Genomic DNA, 21,036 nt, shown 5'->3' with positions numbered 1-21,036 from the left:
TTGCTGGCGGGTGATAAGCACCAATACTCAGTCACACATGATCGAGGCGAGTCAGCGAGAAGAGGCCGCTTTCGTAACGTCCCACTGCATCAGGTCTTCCAGAATTTTCAGCCGTTGCTCTGCACACTGGCGGGCCAGCCAGGACGTTCCTTTTGTCGCTGAAAAATAGTGCTGATAAAACTGACGTGCGGTAGACCTCTTCATAATTTACCTCCTCACTTCATCGGGAACTATTATTGGCTTAATATAGGGATTAATAAATTGCTGATTATTTGTCAGGAGTTCCTCTTTTATGCCTTCCGGTCGACTGCAACAACAATTTATCCGCCTCTGGCAGTGCTGTGAGGGGCAATCGAAGGAGACCACGCTGAACGAGCTAGCTGACCTGCTCAGCTGTTCTCGCCGCCATATGCGTACCCTGCTTAACACCATGCAACAGCAGGGCTGGTTGAGCTGGGAAGCAGAGGCGGGTCGCGGCAAACGCTCGCGTCTGACCTTTCTCTATACCGGGTTGGCGCTACAGCAGCAGCGTGCAGAAGATTTGCTGGAGCAGGATCGCATCGATCAGCTGGTGCAGCTGGTCGGCGACAAAGCAGCCGTACGCCAGATGCTGGTTTCACACCTGGGACGCAGTTTTCGTCAGGGCCGACACATCCTGCGGGTGCTCTACTATCGACCAATGAAAAATCTGTTACCCGGCACGGCGTTGCGTCGCTCTGAAACCCATATGGCCCGACAAATATTCAGCGGCCTGACGCGCATAAATGAGGAAAATGGGGAACTGGAAGCAGATATTGCGCACCACTGGCAGCAACTTTCCCCACTTCACTGGCGCTTTTTTTTACGGCCCGGCATCCACTTTCACCACGGTCGCGAGCTGGAGATGAGCGACGTCATTGACTCTCTTCAGCGCGCGCGCACACTTCCTCTGTATGCCCATGTCTCGCGGATCCACTCCCCGACAGCATGGACCGTTGACATCGAACTGTCCGAGCCAGACCAGTGGCTACCGTGGCTAATGGGTTATGTTCCGTCGATGATCCTGCCACGCGAATGGGCATCTCTGCCCCATTTTGCCAGCCAGCCCGTAGGGACGGGTCCTTACGCAGTGACGCGCAATACCAGCAACCAGCTTAAAATTCGCGCCTTTGACGACTACTTTGGCTATCGTGCGCTGATCGACGAAGTCAACGTCTGGGTTCTGCCTGACATCAGCGAAGAGTTGAGCTGCGGCTTAACGCTGGAAGGGCCAACCGAGGGGGAAAAAGCGGTTGAAAGCCGTCTTGAAGAAGGCTGCTATTACCTGCTGTTTGACGCTCGCAGCCATCGCGGTGCCAGTCGCGAGGTACGCAGGTGGGTTAGCCACGTTCTCTCTCCGGCTAACCTTATTTATCAGGCGGAAGAGCAATACCAGACATACTGGTTCCCGGCCTACGGCCTGCTCCCGCGCTGGCACCACGCCCGACCGGTTCACGGCGAAAAACCTGCCGGGCTGGAGTCGATCACGTTGACCTATTACCGTGACCATGTGGAGCACCGCTTTATCGCCCGGATCATGAGCAAACTGCTGGCGGCTGAAGGCGTTCATCTCGACATTCAGGAAGTCGATTATGATGAATGGCACCGCGGAGATATCGTCAGTGATATCTGGCTGAACAGCGCCAACTTCACCCTACCGCTCGATTTCTCGCTGTTCTCTCACCTGTATGAGGTGCCGCTGATCCAGCACTGCATCGAACGCGACTGGCAGCAGGATGCCGCCCGGTGGCGAGCAGGTGAGATGAACCTGGCCTCGTGGTGTCAGCAACTGCTCGCGCAGCAGGCGATTGTACCGCTGATCCACCACTGGCTGATGATTCAGGGTCAGCGCAGTATGCGCGGCCTGCGGATGAACACCCTAGGCTGGTTTGATTTTAAATCCGCCTGGTTTGCCCCGCCGGAGCCATAACGCTTTCGCAATATTCACCAAATCATTACAATAGCGCCGTTCTCAACGGGGTGCTGCATCACTGATGTGCGCTGAGATAATACCCGTCGAACCTGATCCGGATAACGCCGGCGAAGGGATTTGAGGCTGTTGCTCAAAATCCTTTGCCACTCAACCCTGAGGTGCAAAGTGTTAAAAAAAGTTCTTCCCCTGCTGGCGCTGTTCGCGCTGCCTGCTATTGCGAAGCCCGTTCTGACGGTCTACACCTACGATTCCTTCTCTGCTGACTGGGGCCCAGGCCCGGTGGTGAAAAAAGCCTTTGAAGCTGACTGTAACTGTGAATTGAAATTCGTGGCGCTGGAAGATGGCGTCTCACTGCTCAACCGCCTGCGTATGGAAGGGAAAAACAGTAAAGCTGATGTGGTGCTCGGGCTGGATAACAACCTGCTGGAGGCCGCCTCGCAGACCAAACTGTTTGCCAAAAGTGGCGTAGCTGCAGATGCAGTCAACGTTCCGGGCGGCTGGAAAAATGACACTTTCGTTCCGTTCGACTATGGCTACTTTGCCTTTGTTTACGACAAAAACAAGCTGAAGAACCCGCCGAAAAGCCTGAAAGAGCTGGTGGAAGGCGATCAGAAATGGCGCGTCATTTATGAAGACCCTCGCACCAGCACTCCGGGTCTGGGTCTGCTGCTGTGGATGCAGAAAGTCTACGGTGATAAAGCACCGGAAGCGTGGCAGAAACTGGCCGCCAAAACCGTCACCGTGACTAAAGGCTGGAGTGAAGCCTACGGTCTGTTCCTGAAAGGGGAAAGCGACCTGGTACTGAGTTACACCACCTCCCCGGCCTACCACATTATCGCCGAGAAGAAAGACAACTATGCCGCGGCCAATTTCGCTGAAGGTCATTACCTGCAGGTGGAAGTGGCTGCGCGTACCGCGGCCAGCAAACAGCCAGAACTTGCCGAGAAGTTCCTGAAATTTATGGTTTCACCGGCATTCCAGAATGCCATTCCGGCGGGTAACTGGATGTATCCCGTGACCAACGTAGCGCTGCCAGCAGGTTTCGAGCAGCTGACCAAACCGCAAACTTCTCTGGAGTTTACGCCGCAACAGGTCGCTTCGCAGCGTGCAGCATGGGTAAGTGAATGGCAACGCGCCGTCAGCCGCTAATTCCCGGCTGGTTAATTCCTGGGCTGCTCGCCGCCATGCTGATGGTGGCGGTCAGCCTGGGCGCTTTTCTTGCATTGTGGTTGAACGCGCCAGAGAGTGACCTGCTCTCCCTCTGGCACGACAGCTATCTCTGGCACGTTATCCGCTTTTCTTTCTGGCAGGCGTTTCTCTCTGCCCTGCTGTCGGTGATCCCCGCCATTTTCCTTGCTCGTGCGCTTTATCGCAGGCGTTTCCCCGGCAGGCAGGCGCTGCTGCGCCTGTGCGCCATGACGCTGATCCTGCCCGTGCTGGTAGCCGTGTTTGGCATTCTGAGCGTTTATGGTCGTCAGGGCTGGCTGGCTTCACTGTTCGGCCTGCTCGGTCTGGAGTGGCATTTCTCGCCATACGGGCTTCAGGGCATCCTGCTGGCGCACGTCTTTTTCAATATGCCGATGGCGACACGGCTCTTTTTACAGGCGCTGGAAAATATCCCCGGCGAGCAGCGCCAGCTTGCGGCCCAGCTGGGCATGCGCGGCTGGTCTTTCTTCCGCTTTGTTGAATGGCCGTGGCTGCGCCGCCAAATCCCGCCAGTTGCCGCGCTGATCTTCATGCTCTGCTTTGCCAGCTTTGCTACCGTGCTTTCACTGGGTGGTGGACCGCAGGCAACAACCATTGAGCTGGCAATCTATCAGGCGCTGAGTTACGACTACGATCCTGGTCGGGCCGCGCTGCTGGCGATAGTTCAGATGGTGTGCTGTCTGGTACTGGTGCTGCTGAGCCAGCGTCTGAGTAAAGCCATTCCGCCGGGCAGTAACCAGATAGCAGGCTGGCGCGATCCCCAGGACAGCCTGCGTAGCCGTATCACCGATGTTTTGCTTATTACGCTGGCACTGCTGCTGTTGCTGCCGCCGCTGATGGCCGTTATCGTCGATGGCCTGAACCTCAATCTTCTGTCCGTGTTGCAGCAGTCCGTGCTCTGGCAAGCAACCTGGACTTCACTGCGCATTGCGCTGGCTGCCGGGTTGCTGTGCGTCATACTGACCATGATGCTGCTGTGGAGTAGTCGCGAGCTTTATGCCTGCCATGCCCGTAAAGCCGGACAGGCGCTGGAGCTAACGGGTATGCTGATCCTGGCCATGCCAGGCATTGTACTGGCGACAGGATTCTTTTTACTTTTCAACAGTACCGTAGGTCTGCCGGAAAATGCCGACGGCATTGTGATATTTACCAATGCCCTGATGGCGATCCCTTATGCTCTGAAGGTACTGGAAAACCCGATGCGCGACGTTAATAGCCGCTACGCTCTGCTGTGTCAGTCACTTGGCATTCAGGGCTGGCAACGGCTGAGAGTGGTCGAATTGCGGGCACTAAAACGCCCGCTGGCACAGGCGCTGGCTTTCGCCTGCGTGCTCTCAATCGGTGATTTTGGCGTAGTCGCGCTCTTCGGCAATGAAGATTTCCGCACACTGCCATACTGGCTGTACCAGCAGATCGGCTCTTACCGTAGCCAGGACGGCGCCGTCACGGCACTCTTACTGCTGCTACTCTGCTTTGCCTTATTTACTGTTATCGAAAAACTTCCGGGGCGTGATGTTAAAACTGATTGATGTAACCTGGCTATACCAGCACCTGCCAATGCGCTTCACGCTTTCTGCCCACCAGGGAGAGATGATTGCGGTTCTGGGCCCAAGTGGAGCAGGGAAAAGCACGTTGCTCAATCTGATAGCCGGGTTTCTGCAACCGGCAAGCGGGTCAATAATGATTGAAAACCACGATCATACCCGCACGCCACCCGCCCGGCGTCCGGTGTCGATGCTGTTTCAGGAAAATAATCTTTTCACCCATCTTACCGTACGGCAGAACATCGCCCTGGGGATGGATCCGGGTTTAAAACTGAACGATACCCAACGCCAGAAGCTGGAGCTCATTGCCGGGCAGATGGGGATCACCGGGTTTATCGACCGTCTGCCAGGGGAGCTTTCCGGCGGTCAACGCCAGCGTGTCGCGCTGGCGCGTTGTCTGGTACGCGAGCAGCCTGTTCTGTTGCTGGACGAGCCCTTCTCTGCACTCGACCCGGCGCTGCGCCAGGAGATGCTGGCTCTGGTACAGGAGGTCTGCCAGCGTCAGAAGCTCACCATGTTGATGGTATCGCACAGCATTGAGGATGCCGCGAGGATTGCTCCGCGATCGGTGGTGATCGCGGAGGGTCGCATTTTATGGGATGGCGAAACGGAAGCACTGGTAAGTGGTAAAGCGAGCGCATCACAGCTTCTGGGTATTAGTTAACGGCTGACGACCTTCAATAAAATCTCGCCATACACCGGCATCAGCGGGTGGCGGATCAACGCCACCAGCGCCACTACGGCTATACCGAGCGTCAACGGCGCAAGCCACAAAAGGCGTGAGCGAGGCAGGTAGCGCGTCAGACGATCAATATTCGCTTTTGCGCTGCGCCACAGTCGCCAGCACAGCCATGCGGCGATCCACAGCAGCAGAGCAGTCGCCAGCAATAGCCACTTAAACTCACCGCTTTGCATACCGTCAGGAATATCAATAGCCGCCCCCGCGAGGATCCCCGGCAGGAAGTAAAACGGCGGCCAGAAGACACAGCCGATAATATTCGGCACAACAAATTTTGTGACTGGAAGATCCAGCATCCCGGCGACCATTGGCACCAGCGGACGCGTCGGCCCGACAAAGCGTCCCACCAGGATGGTAAACATGCTGTGCTGATGCAGCGCATGTTCGGTTTTATCCAGCAAGGCTTTGTTCTTTTTCATGAACGACCAGCGGTGCAGCGGCTTCTTAAAGCGCCAGCCCAGCCAGAAGGAGATCCAGTCGCCCAGCAGGCAGCCGATAATCCCGGCCAGCCACGCCTGCAAGAAGTTGACCTCACCGCTGCCAATCAGCGCGCCAAGCCCAGCCATCATCACGGTGCCGGGCAGAATTAACCCGACCAGCGCCAGTGATTCCAGAAACGCTACCAGCGCCACGGCGATGAGCGAGTACATAACGGACTGGGTAATAAAGTGTTCCAGCAAAGCCTGCATAACTATTCCGGTCAGAAAACGAATCAGCGATTCTGCTTAGCGCCCCGCACCGCGTCAAGGCATCAATTGTCTGAATAGTTTACAGGTTGCTTCCACAGTTCACCTGTTTGTTTATCTTTTTTTACCGTTCATTCACAACCCGCGCGGAATTCACTGGGGCTGGCACCCGTGCATTTTTTGAACACACGAGAGAAATAAAGTTGATCTTCAAAGCCCACGTTACGCCCCACGGTGGCAATCGGCATCCGGGTGGTGCTGAGTAACAGCTTCGCCTGACTGATACGCTGGTCCTCACGCCAGCTCAGCACGCTGACGCCAAGCTGCTGACGAAAAAGATGCGACAGCCGCGACGGAGACAGACAGACGTGCTGAGCAACGCTGGCGATATCAAACTGACTATCTGCCAGATGGTCGCTGATGTACTGGCAGGCATCGCGCACGCGGTTATCCAGCGGAGGGTTAAGCGATTCGTTAATGGCCTCCATACGCCGCAGCAGCAGTTGTTCAAGCAGGTTAATCGCCAGCAGTTCGGCATAACGTCCTCCTGCCTGCCCCGCTTCAATGATCTGGGCAAAAAGCTCGCGAAACTGAGCCAGATGGACATCATCCGGTCGATAAAAACCGGTATGCGCAAAAATCGCAGGCCACGAAAGCCACTCCTGCCAGTAGGCGCGCGGACGGAAGTAGACCCACTGGTGATACCACTCTTTTGCATCCGGATGACGTCCGTAGTGGTGGATCTCCCCCGGCGGGAACAACAGAATATCGCCGGGGCGGCAGACAAACTGCTGGTCACCGTTCTTGATGATCCCTTCCCCACGCACGGTCAGGTTGAGGATATACCCTTTCATCCCAAGCGGGCGGTCGACGTAAAAGTCGAGGTATCCCTCAGCCTCGATAGGGGTCAGTCCCGCCACAAGGTGCGCGTTAAACGAGTATCCCGGCAGCAAAGGATCGTTTTGCGTTTCGGCCATAGATTCAGTTCTCCCAAGGGTCCTGAAGGAAACCAATTGTCCATATCGTAAAAAGCAGGTTAAAAATGGCCCGCGAAAAGATCCAAAAAGCATCACGCCGCTTTTACGTCCGCCATGTTTCAGCCTTTTCCCCTGATTTCTCCGCCAGAGCAGGCAGATAACCAGTAACAAAAGTGTCTATAAGTGCGGCAGAAATGTCCACATTGAATATTTGCACGGCGTCACACTTTCCGTTGTAACAGCAATTTAGTCCATAAGATTAGCGGATCCTGCCTGACGATTTTCGCCTCCAGTCTCTAATGTTCTTCCATACCTGTTTTTTTGATGGAGCAACACCATGGCAATTGCGATTGGCCTCGATTTTGGCAGCGACTCGGTTCGCGCGCTGGCAGTGGACTGTACGTCCGGCCAGGAGATAGCAACCAGCGTTGAGTGGTACCCGCGCTGGCAAGAGGGGCGCTACTGCGATGCGCCAAATAACCAGTTCCGTCACCACCCGCGTGACTACATCGAGTCAATGGAAGCGGCAATCAAAACCGTTCTCGCTGAACTGACTGACGCTCAGCGGGCAGAGATTGTCGGGATTGGCGTCGACAGCACCGGCTCCACGCCAGCCCCTGTGGATGCGGAAGGCCGCGTGCTGGCGCTGCGCCCTGAGTTTACGGACAACCCGAACGCCATGTTCGTGCTGTGGAAAGACCATACCGCCGTGGAAGAGGCCGAAGCGATCACCCGCTTGTGCCATCAAGCGGGTAAAACAGATTACTCGCGCTACATCGGCGGCATTTACTCCAGCGAATGGTTCTGGGCCAAGATCCTGCATGTTACCCGCGCAGATGCATCGGTTGCCCAGGCGGCCGTCTCCTGGATTGAACTGTGCGACTGGGTTCCCGCTCTGCTCTCCGGCACCACCCGCCCGCAGGATATCCGTCGTGGTCGCTGCAGCGCCGGGCATAAATCTCTGTGGCACGAAAGCTGGGGCGGCCTGCCTCCGGCTGCGTTCTTCGATGAACTCGACCCGATCATCAACAAGAGCCTGACATATCCGCTGTTTACCGACACCTTCACCGCTGATATCCCTGTCGGGACGCTCTGCGAAGAGTGGGCGAAGCGTCTCGGGCTTCCGCAGAATGTGGCCATCTCCGGCGGCGCGTTTGACTGCCATATGGGCGCAGTCGGCGCAGGTGCACAACCCAATACGCTGGTGAAAGTGATCGGCACCTCGACCTGCGACATTCTGACGGCCGATAAATCCACCGTTGGCAACCGCGCGGTAAAAGGTATCTGCGGCCAGGTTGACGGTAGCGTGGTGCCAGACTTTATCGGCCTTGAAGCCGGTCAGTCTGCGTTTGGTGATATCTACGCCTGGTTTGGCCGCGTGCTGGGCTGGCCGCTGGATCAGCTGGCTGCGGCACATCCTGAACTGAAAACCCAGATAGCCGAGAGCAAAAAACAGCTCCTGCCACAGCTCACTGACGCCTGGGCAAAAAATCCGTCTCTCGATCATCTCCCGGTGGTGCTGGACTGGTTCAACGGCCGCCGTACGCCGTTTGCTAACCAGCGCCTGAAAGGGGTGATTACCGATCTCAACCTGGCAACCGACGCACCTGCGTTGTTTGGCGGTTTGATTGCCGCCACCGCGTTTGGCGCACGCGCCATTATGGAGTGCTTCACCGAACAGGGCATCGACGTGAACAACGTGATGGCGCTGGGCGGTATCGCCCGTAAAAACCCGGTGATCATGCAGGCCTGCTGCGATGTGCTGAACCGTCCGTTGCAGATTGTGGCCTCCGATCAGTGCTGCGCGCTGGGCGCGGCAATTTTCGCCGCCGTCGCCGCGGGTGTTCACGCGGATATTCCGGCTGCACAGCAGCATATGGCGAGCGCCGTCGAAAACACGCTTCAGCCGCGCGCTTCGCAGGCACAGCGCTTTGAACAACTTTATCAGCGCTACCAGCAATGGGCAAAAAGCGCCGAACTCCACTATCTCCCTGTCGCTGCCCCGGCCAAAAGTACCGCGGACACTACGGCAACCCTGACACATTAAGGACACGACGATGACCATTTTTAATAATTATGAAGTGTGGTTTGTGATTGGCAGCCAGCATCTGTACGGGCCGGAAGCACTGAAACAGGTGACGAAACACGCGGAGCACGTCGTTAACGCGCTGAATGCAGAAGCTAAACTGCCGTGCAAACTGGTGCTGAAACCGCTGGGTACCACGCCGGATGAAATCACTCACATCTGCCGCGACGCCAACTACGACGATAAATGCGCCGGGATGGTGGTGTGGCTGCATACCTTCTCGCCCGCCAAAATGTGGATCAATGGCCTGACGATCCTCAATAAACCACTGCTGCAGTTCCATACCCAGTTTAACGCCTCCCTGCCGTGGGACAGCATCGACATGGACTTTATGAACCTGAACCAGACCGCGCACGGCGGCCGTGAGTTTGGCTTCATCGGCGCGCGTATGCGTCAGCAGCACGCCGTCGTGACTGGCCACTGGCAGGATCAGCACGCGCAAAAACGTATCGGCTCATGGATGCGTCAGGCGGTATCGAAACAGGATACCCGCCACCTGAAAGTGGTGCGTTTTGGCGACAACATGCGTGAAGTCGCTGTGACCGACGGCGACAAAGTGGCCGCGCAGATCAAGTTCGGTTTCTCCGTGAATACCTGGGCCGTGGGCGACCTGGTACAGGTGGTGAATGAAATCAGCGATGGTGACGTGAGCGCGCTGGTGGATGAGTACGAAAGCAGCTACCGGCTGACCGCCGCTGCGCAGATCCACGGCGACAAACGTCAGAACGTGCTGGATGCTGCGCGCATTGAGCTGGGCATGAAGCGTTTCCTGGAACAGGGCGGCTTCCACGCTTTCACCACCACGTTTGAAGATCTCCACGGTCTGAAACAGCTGCCAGGCCTGGCAGTACAACGTCTGATGCAGCAGGGCTACGGCTTTGCGGGCGAAGGCGACTGGAAAACTGCCGCTCTGCTTCGCATCATGAAAGTGATGTCGACCGGTCTGCAGGGCGGCACCTCCTTTATGGAGGATTACACCTACCACTTCGAGAACGGCAACGATCTGGTGCTCGGCTCGCACATGCTGGAAGTGTGTCCTTCTATCGCCGTCGAAGAGAAACCGATCCTCGATGTGCAATACCTCGGTATTGGTGGCAAAGCCGATCCGGCGCGTCTGATCTTCAACACGCGTACTGGCCCGGCTATCAACGCCAGCCTGATCGATCTGGGCGATCGTTTCCGCCTGCTGGTCAACTGCGTCGACGCGGTTGAAACACCACACTCCTTGCCAAAACTGCCGGTCGCCAACGCGTTGTGGAAAGCGCAGCCTGACCTGCCAACCGCGTCAGAGGCTTGGATCCTGGCCGGTGGTGCGCACCACACGGTCTTCAGCCACGCACTGGATCTCAACGACATGCGTCAGTTCGCCGAACTGCACGATATTGAGCTGACTGTGATTGATAACGATACCCGCCTGCCAGCCTTCAAAGACGCGCTGCGCTGGAACGAAGTCTATTACGGTTCAAAACGTTAACAGGGGAATCTTTGGCCTGCCGCAGGGCGGGCCTCTTTTCCTGGAGGATTGCATGCTAGAAGATCTCAAACGTCAGGTGCTCGAAGCCAACCTGGCGCTGCCGAAACACAATCTCGTCACCCTGACATGGGGTAACGTTAGCGCCGTTGATCGGGAAAAAGGCGTGTTTGTGATCAAGCCTTCCGGCGTCGATTACAGCGTAATGACGGCGGAAGATATGGTCGTGGTCAGTATCGCCACGGGCGAAGTGGTGGAAGGAACGAAAAAGCCCTCCTCCGACACGCCAACTCACCGTCTGCTGTACCAGTCATTCCCGACGATCGGCGGCATTGTCCATACCCATTCACGCCATGCGACCATCTGGGCGCAGGCGGGACAGTCCATCCCGGCCACTGGCACCACGCATGCGGACTACTTTTACGGCACCATTCCCTGCACCCGTTTAATGACCGATGCAGAGATCAACGGTGAATATGAGTGGGAAACCGGCAACGTGATTGTCGAAACCTTTGAAAAGCAGGGAATCGACGCGGCTCAGATGCCGGGGGTTCTGGTGCACTCCCACGGCCCGTTTGCCTGGGGGAAAAACGCGGAAGATGCAGTGCATAACGCGATAGTGCTCGAAGAAATTGCCTATATGGGGATCTTCTGTCGCCAGCTGGCGCCGCAGTTACCGGATATGCAGCAAACCCTGCTGGATAAACATTATCTGCGCAAGCACGGTGCGAAAGCCTATTACGGGCAATAAACTGTATATATACCCAGCATAAACTATTCAACCAGGCTATAATCATGCCTGGTTTTGTTTTATGGGATAACGGCGTGGCGCAGGCGCAAGAAGGCTTTTTACTGACCCGACACTGGCGGGATACCCCTCAGGGTACTGAGGTTGCATTCTGGCTGGCAACGGACAACGGCCCGCTGAATGTTACGCTGCCGCCACAGGAATCCGTGGCCTTTATTCCTGAAGCACACGTCGAAAAAGCGCAGCAGTTGCTGCGCGGCGAAAATAACTGGCGCATCACGCCGCTTGAACTGAAGGATTTTCACCGGCAACCGGTTTACGGACTTTACTGTCGCGCCCACCGGCAATTAATGCGCTATGAAAAACTGCTGCGTGAAGCGGGTGTCACGCTTTATGAAGCGGATATCCGTCCACCGGAGCGTTTTCTGATGGAGCGGTTTATTACCGCACCGGTTTGGGTCGATGGCACCGAGCAAAACGGCCGAATTGTCGATGCTCGCCTGAAGCCCAACCCGCACTATCGCCCGCCGCTGAAATGGGTGTCGCTGGATATCGAAACCACCCGCCACGGGGAACTGTACTGCATTGGTCTGGAAGGCTGCGGCGATCGGGTTGTCTATATGCTCGGGCCATCCAATGGTGATGCCTCCGCACTGGATTTCCGGCTTGAGTATGTCAATAGCCGTCCTCAGTTACTGGAAAAACTGAATCAGTGGTTCGCTGAGTACGACCCCGATGTGCTGATCGGCTGGAACGTGGTGCAGTTTGACCTGCGGGTGTTGCAAAAACACGCCGAGCGGTACCGAATTCCGCTGATGCTGGGGCGTGGCAACACGGAAATAGAATGGCGCGAACATGGATTTAAAAACGGCGTATTCTTCGCCCAGGCAAACGGCCGCCTGATTATCGACGGCATTGAAGCACTGAAATCCGCCTTCTGGAACTTCTCTTCGTTCTCTCTGGAAACCGTCGCGCAGGAGCTGCTCGGCGAGGGTAAATCTATCGACAACCCCTGGGACAGAATGGATGAAATAGACCGCCGCTTTAACGAAGATAAACCGGCGCTTGCCACCTATAACCTGAAAGACTGCGAGCTGGTCACGCAGATTTTCCACAAAACCGAGATTATGCCGTTCCTGCTGGAGCGCGCGACGGTAAACGGCCTCGCAGCCGATCGACACGGCGGCTCCGTGGCGGCCTTTAGTCATCTCTACTTCCCCCGCATGCACCGTGCGGGGTATGTCGCCCCGAATCTCGGAGAGGTACCACCGCAGGCCAGCCCTGGCGGTTATGTCATGGATTCCCGGCCAGGGTTGTATGACTCCGTGCTGGTGCTGGACTACAAAAGCCTCTACCCGTCGATAATCCGCACCTTCCTGATCGATCCCGTCGGGCTGGTTGAGGGCATGGCCCAACCGGATGATGAGCACAGCACCGAAGGCTTTCTCGGGGCTCGCTTCTCACGCGAAAAACACTGTCTGCCGGAGATCGTCGGAAGCATCTGGCACGGTCGCGACGAAGCCAAGCGCCACGGCAATAAGCCGCTCTCACAGGCGCTAAAAATCATCATGAATGCCTTTTATGGCGTGCTGGGTACCAGCGCCTGCCGTTTCTTCGACCCACGGCTGGCCTCCTCGATCACCATGCGCGGTCACGAGATCATGCGACAGACCAAAGCGCTGATTGAATCCAGGGGCTATGACGTCATCTACGGCGACACGGACTCCACCTTTGTGTGGCTTAAGGGTGCACATTCGGAAGACGATGCCGCGCAAATCGGCAAAGCGCTGGTTGCCTACGTAAACGACTGGTGGCGGGTGCATTTGCAAAAAGAGCGGTTAACCAGCGCGTTAGAACTGGAATATGAAACCCATTTTGCCCGCTTTTTAATGCCCACCATTCGCGGTACCGATCAGGGCAGCAAGAAGCGCTACGCCGGGCTGATTCAGGAAGGCGACGCGCAGAGGATGGTCTTTAAAGGGCTGGAAACGGTACGCACCGACTGGACTCCTCTGGCGCAACAGTTCCAGCAAACGCTCTATCTGCGGGTCTTTCGCAATGAGCCTTATCAGGATTACGTGCGCGAAACCATTGCCAGCCTGATGGCCGGTGAGCTGGACGATCAACTGGTATATCGAAAACGCCTGCGCCGCCCGCTGGCTGAATACCAGCGCAACGTACCGCCACACGTGCGCGCCGCCCGTCTGGCGGATGAAGAGAATGTGCGACGGGGTCGCTCGCCGCAGTATCAAAACCGGGGGACAATCAAATATGTCTGGACCACCAGCGGCCCGGAACCTGTTGATTATCAACAGTCACCACTCGATTACGATCACTACCTGACGCGCCAGCTCCAGCCCGTTGCAGAGGGAATTTTACCCTTCATCGACGATGATTTTGCTACACTAGTGACAGGGCAACTTGGCCTATTTTGACGCGTGACGAAATGGCTGCCATCCAGTACCATAGCGCCCTTTCCATTCCCGGACCCATTTTTCGATGACCGTCTTTTTTGACGGGGTCGAACTATTGCCTGCAATTAAAGATTAGAGCCGAACAACTATGCCTTTTACACTTGGTCAACGCTGGATCAGCGATACAGAAAGCGAACTCGGATTAGGAACTGTCGTTGCCGTCGATGCGCGCATGGTTACCCTCCTCTTCCCTGCCACTGGTGAAAACCGCCTGTACGCTCGCAATGACTCCCCTGTGACCCGCGTGATGTTTAATCCGGGTGACACCGTGACCAGCCATGACGGCTGGCAGCTCAAGGTTGAAGACGTAAAAGAAGAGAATGGACTGCTCGCCTACATTGGCACTCGCCTGGACACTGACGAGACCAATGTCATCCTGCGTGAAGTGCTGCTCGACAGCAAACTGGTTTTCAGTAAGCCGCAGGACCGCCTGTTTGCCGGGCAAATCGACCGCATGGATCGTTTCTCTCTGCGCTATCGCGCCCGTAAGTTCCAGAGTGAACAGTACCGTATGCCGTGGAGCGGCCTGCGTGGTCAACGCACCAGCCTGATCCCTCACCAGTTGAATATCGCCCATGACGTCGGCCGTCGTCATGCACCTCGCGTACTGCTGGCAGACGAAGTGGGTCTGGGTAAGACTATTGAAGCCGGTATGATCCTGCATCAACAGCTGCTTTCTGGCGCAGCCGAGCGCGTGCTGATTGTGGTTCCTGAAACCCTGCAGCATCAGTGGCTGGTCGAAATGCTGCGCCGCTTTAACCTGCGTTTCTCGCTGTTTGACGACGAACGCTACGCAGAAGCCCAGCACGATGCGGACAACCCGTTTGAAACCGAACAGCTGGTGATTTGCTCGCTGGACTTCGTGCGCCGCAGCAAGCAGCGTCTTGAACACCTGTGCGATGCCGAATGGGATCTGATGGTCGTCGATGAAGCGCATCATCTGGTCTGGAGCGAAGATGCGCCGAGCCGCGAATATATGGCAATCGAACAGCTTGCCGAACGTGTACCTGGCGTCCTGCTGCTGACCGCAACGCCGGAACAGCTGGGGCTGGAAAGCCACTTTGCACGTCTTCGCCTGCTCGATCCAAACCGTTTCCATGATTTTGAGCAGTTTGTTGAAGAGCAGAAAAACTACCGCCCGGTTGCCGACGCTGTCGCCCTTTTACTGGCGGGCAAACGTCTGTCCAATGACGAACTCAATACCCTGAGCGATCTGATTGGCGAGCAGGATATTGAACCACTGCTGCAGGCAGCCAACAGCGAAGGTGACAACGCGGAATCAGCACGTAAAGAACTGATCGATATGCTGATGGACCGTCACGGCACCAGCCGTGTTCTGTTCCGTAACACCCGTAACGGCGTGAAAGGTTTCCCGAAACGCGAACTGCACACCATCAAACTGCCACTGCCAACGCAGTACCAGACGGCGATTAAAGTATCCGGAATTATGGGGGCGCGTAAAACCGCCGAAGAACGTGCGCGTGACATGCTCTACCCGGAACAAATTTACCAGGAATTCGAAGGTGATACCGGCACCTGGTGGAACTTTGACCCACGCGTTGAGTGGCTGATGGGCTACCTGACCGCACACCGTTCTCAGAAAGTGCTGGTGATCTGCGCCAAAGCCGCCACTGCACTGCAGCTGGAGCAGGTTCTGCGTGAACGTGAAGGTATTCGTGCCGCCGTGTTCCACGAAGGCATGTCTATTGTTGAACGTGACCGTGCGGCAGCCTGGTTTGGTGAAGAAGACAGCGGCGCACAAGTTCTGCTGTGTTCTGAGATCGGCTCTGAAGGTCGTAACTTCCAGTTCGCCAGCAATCTCGTGATGTTCGATCTGCCGTTTAACCCGGATCTGCTGGAGCAGCGTATCGGTCGTCTGGATCGTATCGGTCAGGCGCACGATATTCAGATCCATGTTCCATATCTGGAAAAAACCGCTCAGTCCGTTCTGGTGCGCTGGTTCCACGAAGGTCTGGATGCGTTTGAACATACCTGCCCAACCGGCCGCACCATTTATGATCAGGTTCATAGCGACTTGATCGGTTACCTGGCAGCGCCAGAAACAACCGACGGTTTTGATGAGCTGATCAAATCCTGCCGTGAGAAGCATGACGCGCTGAAAGCACAGCTGGAACAGGGGCGCGACCGCCTGCTGGAGATCCACTCCAACGGTGGCGAAAAGGCACAAGCGCTGGCTGAAAGCATTGAAGAGCAGGATGACGACACCAGCCTGATCAGCTTCTCCATGAACCTGTTCGACATCGTCGGGATCAATCAGGACGATCGCGGTGAGAATATGATCGTCCTGACCCCGTCCGATCACATGCTGGTCCCTGATTTTCCGGGCCTGCCGGAAGATGGCTGCACCATCACCTTCGAGCGCGATGTGGCCCTCTCTCGCGAAGATGCCCAATTTATTACCTGGGAGCACCCGCTGATCCGCAACGGTCTGGATCTGATCCTCTCCGGTGATACCGGCAGCAGCACCATCTCCCTGTTGAAAAACAAGGCGCTGCCGGTCGGTACCCTGCTGGTCGAGCTGATCTACGTTGTGGAAGCACAGGCGCCGAAACAGCTGCAGCTCACCCGCTTCCTGCCGCCGACACCAGTGCGTCTGCTGCTGGACAAAAACGGCACGAACCTGGCCGCACAGGTCGAGTTCGAGAGCTTCAACCGTCAGTTAAGTGCGGTAAACCGTCATACGGGCAGCAAGCTGGTCAACGCGGTTCAGCAGGACGTGCATACCATTCTGCAACTGGGTGAAACCCAGGTTGAAAAAGCGGCCAGGGCGCTGATTGATGCTGCGCGCAGTGAAGCGGACGAGAAGTTGTCTGCTGAACTTTCCCGTCTGGAAGCGCTGAAAGCGGTGAACCCGAATATCCGTGACGACGAGCTGACGGCGATTGAAAGCAACCGCCAGCAGGTGCTGGAAAGCCTGAACCAGGCTAGCTGGCGTCTGGATGCCCTGCGTCTCATCGTTGTGACGCATCAGTAAACGGAGCGCGAAATGGTAATGGAGCCCTACAATCCACCGACGGATCCCTGGCTGGTCATTCTTTATCAGGATGAGCACATTATTGTCGTCAACAAGCCAAGCGGCTTGTTGTCCGTGCCAGGGCGTCTGGATGAGCACAAAGACAGCGTGATGACGCGCATTCAGCGCGATTATCCGCAGGCCGAGTCCGTCCATCGTCTGGACATGGCAACCAGCGGCGTGATTGTAGTGGCTCTGAATAAAGCGGCGGAGCGGGAGCTTAAACGCCAGTTCCGCGAGCGCGAGCCGAAAAAACAGTACGTGGCGCGCGTATGGGGTCACCCGGCGCAGGAGGAAGGGCTGGTGGATTTACCGCTGATTTGCGACTGGCCGAACCGGCCAAAGCAGAAAGTGTGTTATGAAACCGGCAAGGCGGCGCAAACCGAGTATGAAGTGCTGGAGTACGCGCCGGATAACACCGCGCGCGTATTGTTAAAGCCGATTACCGGACGCTCTCACCAGCTACGCGTGCATATGCTCGCTATTGGGCATCCGATTCTGGGCGACCGCTTCTACGCGCCGCCTGAAGCGCTGGCGATGGCTCCACGTCTGCAGCTCCATGCCCAGACGCTAACCATTACCCACCCGGCCTTCGGTAACGCGATGACGTTTAAAGCCCCGGTGGACTTCTAAAAAAAAGCCCGACACCGTCGGGCTTTTTCTTATTTGAAACCTTTCTTCTCTTTAATGAGCTCGTACGCCTTCTGGATTTCCTGCGCTTTTTGCTTCGCCATCTCCATCATTTCTGGCGGCAGGCCTTTCGCGACCAGTTTGTCCGGATGATGCTCGCTCATGAGCTTACGATAGGCACGTTTAATCGTGGTCTGATCGTCAGAGGGCTTCACACCAAGCACATTGCAGGCGTCCTCCAGCGTCGGGCCACGCTGCGCCTGCTGCCAGGCACCGCCAGATGACTGCTGGTGATAGCCGCCGCCAAATTGCGCACCGCCCTGCATCATCCGCAGGAACTGGTCGAACTGCATACGGGAAATCCCCAGTTCCTCCGCAATGACGTATAAAACATCACGTTCATTAGGATGAAGCGAGCCGTCGGCGAATGCCGCCTGAATTTGAATCTCCAGAAACATCCGAATTAAATCGAAACGACCGAAGCAGATGCTGCGGAACTGACGCATTTTTTCGCGCAATGGATAGTTATCGGATTTACCGATGCGGAACGCATTTTGCGCCTCCAGACGGGAGTCACCATGCAGATTCATACGATCCATAAAGACGCTGGCAATCTGAATATCGGCTTCTGTCACGCGTCCTTTGGATTTGGTTAAGTGCCCCATGACCTCAAAGGTGGTTGAGAAAAAGAGGGACTGGCGCTCGCGCTGGTTGGCAAACCAGGCCATTTTGCGGCTGCGCGCCTTATCAAACATATGGCCGATAATAAGCCCAAGCACAATTCCCCAGAACCCGGCACCCATGATGATGGCGAACGCAACGCCGATTATTTTACCCCAATACTGCATATACTCCCCGGATAGTCATATTCCTGGACGACGCAACGCCATCATCACAGTGTTCAAGCCACGGTCAATTGAAGGACATCGCCTATAATTTGCTTTATCATACTCGTCATTCGATAGCGAGCCTAACACTCTGGCACGCAAACGGCAGGATTAACGCTGGTACTGCGCTGATGAGTAAGATAGTCTCTGAGCGTTTGTAAGCCGTAGCCACTGATGACGGAACAATAAAATACAACGTATGAAAAAACGTATCCCCACCCTCCTGGCCACAATGATTGGCACAGCCCTGTACAGTCAACAGGGGCTGGCGGCCGATCTCGCCTCGCAATGTATGCTTGGCGTCCCAAGTTATAATCGCCCACTGGTGAGTGGCGATACAAATAACCTACCGGTAACCATTACTGCCGACAGTTCCAAAGGTACCTATCCAGACAACGCCACGTTTACGGGCAATGTGGATATTAACCAGGGTAACAGCCGCCTGCAGGCAGATGAAGTGCAGTTGCACCAGAAGCAGCCGGAAGGTGCGGCCGAGCCGGTACGAACGGTGGATGCGCTGGGTAATGTGCACTATGACGACAATCAGGTCATCCTGAAAGGTCCGAAAGCCTGGTCAAACCTGAATACTAAAGATACTAACGTCTGGAAAGGTGATTACCAGATGGTGGGTCGCCAGGGGCGCGGTGACGCTGACCTGATGAAACAGCGCGGTGAAAACCGCTATACCATTCTGGAAAATGGTACGTTTACCTCCTGTCTGCCAGGTTCGAATACCTGGAGCGTGGTAGGAAGCGAAGTCATCCATGACCGTGAAGAGCAAGTTGCCGAGATCTGGAACGCGCGCTTCAAGCTGGGTCCGGTACCGGTGTTCTACAGCCCTTACCTGCAACTTCCTGTGGGTGACAAACGTCGCTCCGGCTTCTTGATCCCTAATGCCAAATACAGCACCACGAACTACTTTGAGTTCTACCTGCCGTATTACTGGAACATTGCGCCCAACATGGACGCCACGATCACGCCGCACTATATCCATAAGCGCGGCAACATCATGTGGGAAAACGAGTTCCGTTATCTGACCCAGGCGGGTACCGGTTTGATGGAACTGGATTATTTGCCATCGGATAAAGTCTTCCAGGATGAGTATCCAACAGAAGGTGATAAACACCGTTGGATGTACTACTGGCGTCACGCTGGCGTAATGGATCAGGTCTGGCGTTTTAACGTCGACTACACCAAAGTCAGCGATCCGCACTATTTCAACGACTTCGATTCCAAGTACGGTTCCAGTACCGATGGCTACGCCACGCAGAAATTCAGCGTTGGTTATGCCATTCAGAACTTCAACGCCACGGTGTCGACTAAACAGTTCCAGGTCTTTAATACCCAGACGCAAAGTACTTACGGTGCAGAACCGCAGTTGGATGTTAACTGGTATCAGAACGATGTTGGTCCTTTCGACACCCGCGTTTACGGTCAGGCGGTGCATTTCGTCAATACCAACTCAAACATGCCGGAAGCAACGCGTGTTCATTTAGAACCGACGATCAATCTACCGGTGTCAAACAACTGGTCGAGCCTGAATACCGAAGCCAAGCTGATGGCTACCCACTATCAGCAGAAAAATGTGGACTGGTACAACAACCGTTATGGCACCGATCTTGAAGAATCCGTGAACCGCGTCCTTCCACAATTCAAAATGGACGGCAAACTGATCTTCGAACGTGATATGGGTCTGCTGGCGGATGGTTATACCCAGACGCTGGAGCCGCGTATGCAGTATTTATACGTGCCTTATCGCGATCAGAGCAAAATCCAGAACTACGACTCCTCTTTCCTGCAGTCTGACTACAGTGGCCTGTTCCGTGACCGTACCTACGGTGGTCTCGACCGTATTGCCTCCGCGAACCAGTTAACGACCGGTGTCACAACGCGCGTTTATGATGAGTCAGCCGTTGAACGTTTTAACGTTTCTGTTGGTCAAATCTACTATTTCACCGAGTCTCGTACCGGTGATGACGATATCAACTGGGAGAAAGATAACAAAACAGGTTCCCTGGTGTGGGCGGGTGATACCTACTGGCGCATGACCGATCGCTGGGGTTTACGCGGTGGCCTGCAGTACGATACGCGTCTCGACAATATTGCCACAAGCAGTGCGGCAATTGAGTACCGTCGTGATGAAGACCGCATGATGCAGTTGACGTATCGTTACGCCAGCCCGGAATATATTCAGGCAACGTTGCCAAACTATGCCAACAGCGAACAGTATAAAGAAGGTATTTCTCAGGTGGGTGGTGCAGCGAGTTGGCCAATTGCCGATCGCTGGTCAATTGTAGGTGCTTACTACTTTGACACCAACGCCAATAAGCCAGCTGACCAAATGGTGGGTCTGCAATACAACTCCTGCTGTTATGCACTGCGCGTCGGTTACGAACGCAAACTTAACGGCTGGGATACTAAAAACAATCAAAGCGAATACGATAACGTGATTGGCTTTAACTTCGAGTTACGCGGTTTGAGTTCCAATTACGGTCTGGGTACGCAGAAAATGCTTCGCTCGAACATTCTGCCGTACCGTAGCTCCTTGTAATGTGCTTGATTTGCAACGTAATCCGCTTTGCGGTTAATTGAAATGGAAAAAG

At 55.6% G+C, this 21,036-nt stretch carries 15 protein-coding genes and 1 riboswitch; of the genes, 11 read left to right on the top strand and 4 right to left on the bottom strand.

The window, feature by feature from the left end:
* Positions 1-51: 51 nt before the first annotated feature.
* Entirely contained in the window at positions 52-204 is a 153-nt protein-coding gene (sgrT, locus tag WB237_RS14810) for a glucose uptake inhibitor SgrT (RefSeq protein ID WP_336214171.1), read from the bottom strand.
* Positions 205-292: 88 nt separating this feature from the next.
* Here sgrT and sgrR point away from each other — a divergent pair, with 88 nt between their 5' ends.
* The 4 genes from sgrR (at position 293) to thiQ (ending at position 5,365) form a co-directional block, all read left to right on the top strand.
* Positions 293-1,948 carry an HTH-type transcriptional regulator SgrR gene (gene sgrR / locus WB237_RS14805; RefSeq protein ID WP_128348243.1) on the top strand — a complete coding sequence of 552 codons (1,656 nt, stop codon included), beginning with the start codon at positions 293-295 and terminating at the stop codon, positions 1,946-1,948.
* Between the two features lie 36 nt (positions 1,949-1,984).
* A riboswitch (TPP riboswitch) is annotated at positions 1,985-2,085 on the top strand.
* A 31-nt stretch (positions 2,086-2,116) separates the two neighbouring features.
* Entirely contained in the window at positions 2,117-3,100 is a 984-nt protein-coding gene (gene thiB / locus WB237_RS14800) for a thiamine ABC transporter substrate binding subunit (RefSeq protein ID WP_108089558.1), read from the top strand.
* Positions 3,076-4,686, top strand: a complete 1,611-nt coding sequence (gene thiP, locus WB237_RS14795) for a thiamine/thiamine pyrophosphate ABC transporter permease ThiP (protein ID WP_336214168.1) — start codon at positions 3,076-3,078, stop codon at positions 4,684-4,686. Before thiB ends, thiP begins: the two co-directional genes overlap by 25 nt.
* On the top strand, positions 4,670-5,365 hold the full coding sequence (gene thiQ, locus WB237_RS14790) for a thiamine ABC transporter ATP-binding protein ThiQ (protein ID WP_336214166.1): 696 nt from the start codon (positions 4,670-4,672) through the stop codon (positions 5,363-5,365). The genes thiP and thiQ overlap by 17 nt, the downstream gene beginning before the upstream one ends.
* Here thiQ and WB237_RS14785 read toward each other — a convergent pair.
* Together WB237_RS14785 and araC are read right to left on the bottom strand one after the other, a co-directional pair.
* On the bottom strand, positions 5,362-6,129 hold the full coding sequence (locus tag WB237_RS14785) for a DedA family protein (RefSeq protein ID WP_336214164.1): 768 nt from the start codon (positions 6,127-6,129) through the stop codon (positions 5,362-5,364). The two genes, thiQ and WB237_RS14785, sit on opposite strands and share 4 nt — an antisense overlap.
* Before the next feature lie 128 nt (positions 6,130-6,257).
* On the bottom strand, positions 6,258-7,103 hold the full coding sequence (araC, locus tag WB237_RS14780) for an arabinose operon transcriptional regulator AraC (RefSeq protein ID WP_108089555.1): 846 nt from the start codon (positions 7,101-7,103) through the stop codon (positions 6,258-6,260).
* A 337-nt stretch (positions 7,104-7,440) separates the two neighbouring features.
* Here araC and araB point away from each other — a divergent pair, with 337 nt between their 5' ends.
* From araB to rluA, 6 genes are all read left to right on the top strand, one after another.
* The gene (araB, locus tag WB237_RS14775; protein ID WP_336214162.1) at positions 7,441-9,150 is read left to right on the top strand and encodes a ribulokinase; all 1,710 of its coding nucleotides are present in this window, start codon (positions 7,441-7,443) and stop codon (positions 9,148-9,150) included.
* A 10-nt stretch (positions 9,151-9,160) separates the two neighbouring features.
* Positions 9,161-10,663, top strand: a complete 1,503-nt coding sequence (gene araA / locus WB237_RS14770) for an L-arabinose isomerase (RefSeq protein WP_336214160.1) — start codon at positions 9,161-9,163, stop codon at positions 10,661-10,663.
* 52 nt (positions 10,664-10,715) lie between these two features.
* Positions 10,716-11,411, top strand: a complete 696-nt coding sequence (araD, locus tag WB237_RS14765) for an L-ribulose-5-phosphate 4-epimerase (RefSeq protein WP_129996700.1) — start codon at positions 10,716-10,718, stop codon at positions 11,409-11,411.
* A 44-nt stretch (positions 11,412-11,455) separates the two neighbouring features.
* Positions 11,456-13,843, top strand: coding sequence for a DNA polymerase II (gene polB, locus WB237_RS14760; protein ID WP_336214158.1), 2,388 nt, complete (start codon positions 11,456-11,458; stop codon positions 13,841-13,843).
* Between the two features lie 127 nt (positions 13,844-13,970).
* The gene (rapA, locus tag WB237_RS14755; protein ID WP_336214156.1) at positions 13,971-16,877 is read left to right on the top strand and encodes an RNA polymerase-associated protein RapA; all 2,907 of its coding nucleotides are present in this window, start codon (positions 13,971-13,973) and stop codon (positions 16,875-16,877) included.
* A 12-nt stretch (positions 16,878-16,889) separates the two neighbouring features.
* Positions 16,890-17,549: a bifunctional tRNA pseudouridine(32) synthase/23S rRNA pseudouridine(746) synthase RluA gene (rluA, locus tag WB237_RS14750; RefSeq protein WP_336214153.1), complete on the top strand. Its 660-nt coding sequence runs from the start codon at positions 16,890-16,892 to the stop codon at positions 17,547-17,549.
* Between the two features lie 29 nt (positions 17,550-17,578).
* Here the strand turns inward: rluA and djlA are convergent, their stop codons facing one another.
* Positions 17,579-18,394, bottom strand: coding sequence for a co-chaperone DjlA (djlA, locus tag WB237_RS14745; protein WP_008502016.1), 816 nt, complete (start codon positions 18,392-18,394; stop codon positions 17,579-17,581).
* Between the two features lie 238 nt (positions 18,395-18,632).
* Here djlA and lptD point away from each other — a divergent pair, with 238 nt between their 5' ends.
* Positions 18,633-20,984: an LPS assembly protein LptD gene (gene lptD / locus WB237_RS14740; protein WP_129996704.1), complete on the top strand. Its 2,352-nt coding sequence runs from the start codon at positions 18,633-18,635 to the stop codon at positions 20,982-20,984.
* The last annotated feature ends 52 nt before the right edge of the window (positions 20,985-21,036 follow it).

Origin of the sequence: Enterobacter sp. P82 (assembly GCF_037053385.1) — a bacterium.
In the GTDB taxonomy this organism is placed as follows: Bacteria; Pseudomonadota; Gammaproteobacteria; order Enterobacterales; family Enterobacteriaceae; genus Enterobacter.
The sequence above is the reverse complement of the archived record's forward strand: the minus strand, read 5'-3'. Positions and strand labels throughout refer to the sequence as shown.